The sequence below is a fragment of the Shewanella sp. ZOR0012 genome (assembly GCF_000798835.1).
Lineage (GTDB): Bacteria > Pseudomonadota > Gammaproteobacteria > Enterobacterales > Shewanellaceae > Shewanella > Shewanella xiamenensis.
The window spans coordinates 16,413-19,253 of sequence record NZ_JTLE01000094.1 but is presented as its reverse complement, the minus strand read 5'-3'; the positions used below and the strand labels follow the sequence as shown (position 1 = coordinate 19,253).

General features: G+C 45.4%; 3 protein-coding genes. 1 reads left to right on the top strand and 2 read right to left on the bottom strand.

Annotated features, from left to right (window positions below; genetic code table 11):
• Window positions 1-710, bottom strand: a 710-nt coding sequence (locus L976_RS22195) for an ABC transporter transmembrane domain-containing protein (RefSeq protein ID WP_269430379.1), incomplete at its 3' end; no start/stop codon positions are given.
• 400 nt (window positions 711-1,110) lie between these two features.
• On the opposite strand from L976_RS22195, the gene L976_RS01900 reads away from it, so the two are divergent.
• Complete coding sequence (locus L976_RS01900; protein ID WP_047533654.1) at window positions 1,111-1,629, top strand: type II secretion system protein; 519 nt, start codon at window positions 1,111-1,113, stop codon at window positions 1,627-1,629.
• Between the two features lie 83 nt (window positions 1,630-1,712).
• Here L976_RS01900 and L976_RS01895 read toward each other — a convergent pair whose 3' ends face one another.
• Window positions 1,713-2,762, bottom strand: coding sequence for a DUF3626 domain-containing protein (locus L976_RS01895; protein WP_037421804.1), 1,050 nt, complete (start codon window positions 2,760-2,762; stop codon window positions 1,713-1,715).
• Window positions 2,763-2,841: the final 79 nt, after the last annotated feature.

Genomic DNA, 2,841 nt, shown 5'->3' with positions numbered 1-2,841 from the left:
TCAGCATCGCCTCGATTGAATAGCTTTAAGGTCGCAAGCCCTTTTAATCTATCCATAAAGTGGCCACTTAATCTGGCTAACGCATTGAAGTTTTTACGATTGGCATCAGCAGCGCCCATACCGACAAGGATCATAAACAGCGGGATAAGTGGCGCGGTTAATAGCAAAATCAGCGCCGCCGCCCAGTTGATGGGAAACACGGCGATGAGGATCAATAAGGGGATCACGCCAGCAAGCGTCATTTGCGGTAAATAACGAGCATAAAAGTCTTGTAAATCTTCAACTTGCTCTAACACTATGCTTGCCCAACTGCCAGCGGGTTTGCCTTTAATAAACGCAGGGCCGAGCCGAGTTAATTTATCCATTACCGCACTGCGAATCTGTTGGCGTAAACGTTTACCCGCTTCAAAACTGGCACGCTCGCGGCCATAGGCAAGTATTGCTCGCAATAACATTAAGCCAATCAAGGCCATAAAATGCGGCAGATAATCACTCGCGCTGATAACAGTCTGAGCGCTATCGGCGCCTAATCCGAGCAATCCATTACCAATAATCACACCATCGAGGAGAGTGGCAATTAAATAAGCCTGCACGATCAATGCAATAGCACTTAATATTCCACACCAGACCGAAAGTTTAAGAAACCAGCCACAGGCCTTTTTTTGCGACTTGAGCCAAACAAGAAGGGACTTTTCTAACGACTTATCCATGGTGCTCCAACAAAACCAACACTGCAGTAAATTGTAGAAATCGATCTAACGCTTACCAATCAATGCCAAGGACTTGCAATAAGCGAAAAGCTTCGATAGGGACGCAGTATCGCAGGCATCCCCAACAGATGAAACCTTGGACGTATCTTTTGCTAAAAGATTCACGAAAATGCGATGATGATCAATAAATTCAGATTTAGCTCACACAGATAAATACTTCACGCCTATAAACACTTATCTAGAACCACGTATTCGCACTCTCACATATCATCAAACTTAAAAATCTTTGTTGATTAGGGATAACCCTATTTAACGAGGATAAAGACTAAAATATTAGCTAACTGGTCATTAGCGAAATTGTTGGATAAGATAGGAATAATTTTCAAGGAGTTAGATAGCAATGACAAACAAACATTCCGGTTTCACGTTAATAGAACTTGTTGTTGTGATTATTATTTTGGGCATTTTGGCTGTAGTGGCTGCCCCCAAATTTGTTAATTTACAGTCTGATGCGTACAAAAGTCAGTTGTCGGGTGCATTGGCATCAATGAAGTCTGCGGTCACCTTATTCAAGGCAAAATCAGAAATCGCCAACACAGGTACGACTAATCGTGTGGTTTTCGATGGTATTCGGGGCGAGAATTACCAACCTTGGGCCGCAAGCAGTAGTGGCACAGCACCTAGTGCGGGCTACACAACACCACCTGAAATTTTTAATGCCGCAGGCTTAAGCGTGAATGATTGGTCCTACCGTATTTATACATCCAACGGCACCTATCAAGTCATTGCAACCCCAAAGCAAAAGTTAAATCTGGCGACCCCTACTCAAGCAGAGGTATCTTCAACCAATTGTTATATAGACTATAAATGGGAGACAACAGGTGTTCCGACCTATACTAAGGTTGACACAAGTTGCTAATGACTGAGGCTTGTTGACGTTTTGGGCCCAATCAAAACGTCAATAGTGCGCAAGTCGCCATATTTAGTGACCCTATTTCCGCGCTAAGGCTGAATACCACCGTATTTGACTAACACATGCCAAAGTAGCTTGAGTTCATGGGCTACTTGAGCACGATTACCTCGATCTCGCCAGTGTTGTGGTGAATGATATAAATCCCGTGCAGCAACCCCAATGGCATAAGCATCGACGCTGTCGTCAATCGCAATACGTTCGGCCAGAGATGGCATAGTGGGTCCACGGAAATCGCTAGGGATCTGTGCCGTATGCAGGCTAAAACCATTATGGTATTGCAGCTCAATATCGTAACGGTCGCACAACTTAGTTAACGTTGCCCCGATTTCAGTCCCTTTAAAACTCGGATCGGCCACCAGCATGGCAATATCTTCATCGAGTGACACGTCACCGTGAATTTGCGCTTCGATATAATGATCAAGATTTGTCGACATCGGGCGTTCAAAGCGGGCAAGCAATGACGAATTAAGCTGATGCGCCAAATAATGGATCACATTTAGAGGCTTAAAGTCCGCTTTACCCAAGGCATAGTGGCGCTCAAAACTCTCGGTCAGCAGTGCCGCTAGCACATCATCAAAACAAGATAATGTCCCCTTTTCCTTAGGATTACGGTAAGAATCAAGGTAAGTAAAGGTCGAACGCGTGAGCAATTGTGAGTGGGTGAGCAGATAACAACTGCCAAAACGCGGGGCGGGGCCATCCTGCCACATACCTAAATCTAAAGCGCCATACTTAGGGCGGGATTTGGTTCCTTTATACACATCGCCAAACAGCTGATTTTCCCAATGATCCCTTGGTCCTCCAAGCTCAGGCGATAACTGCCCATTGGAAATATGGGTCTCGAACTGACTACGGTATTGCCCATCACGTAGAAGCCCTTCAGCGACTGTTAGACCTCGGCTGTCGATTCTGTCGGGATGGAAATGCAGTGCAACGCGGCCACACTGAAATAATTGCTTGAGTGCTAACTGCATCTCCTGCATGGGAATATTCGACATCTGCTGCACGTTTTTAATCACAGCCACGGCCTGCTCACTTCGCCCACGTGCTAGGCGTTCAATATGCTGTATTGCTGTCATAATCCACCCGCCATGAGGCGTTAATATTCCTGAGCAGAACTATCTTAAGAATGCAATGGTGCAGAATTCAACCTGCAAA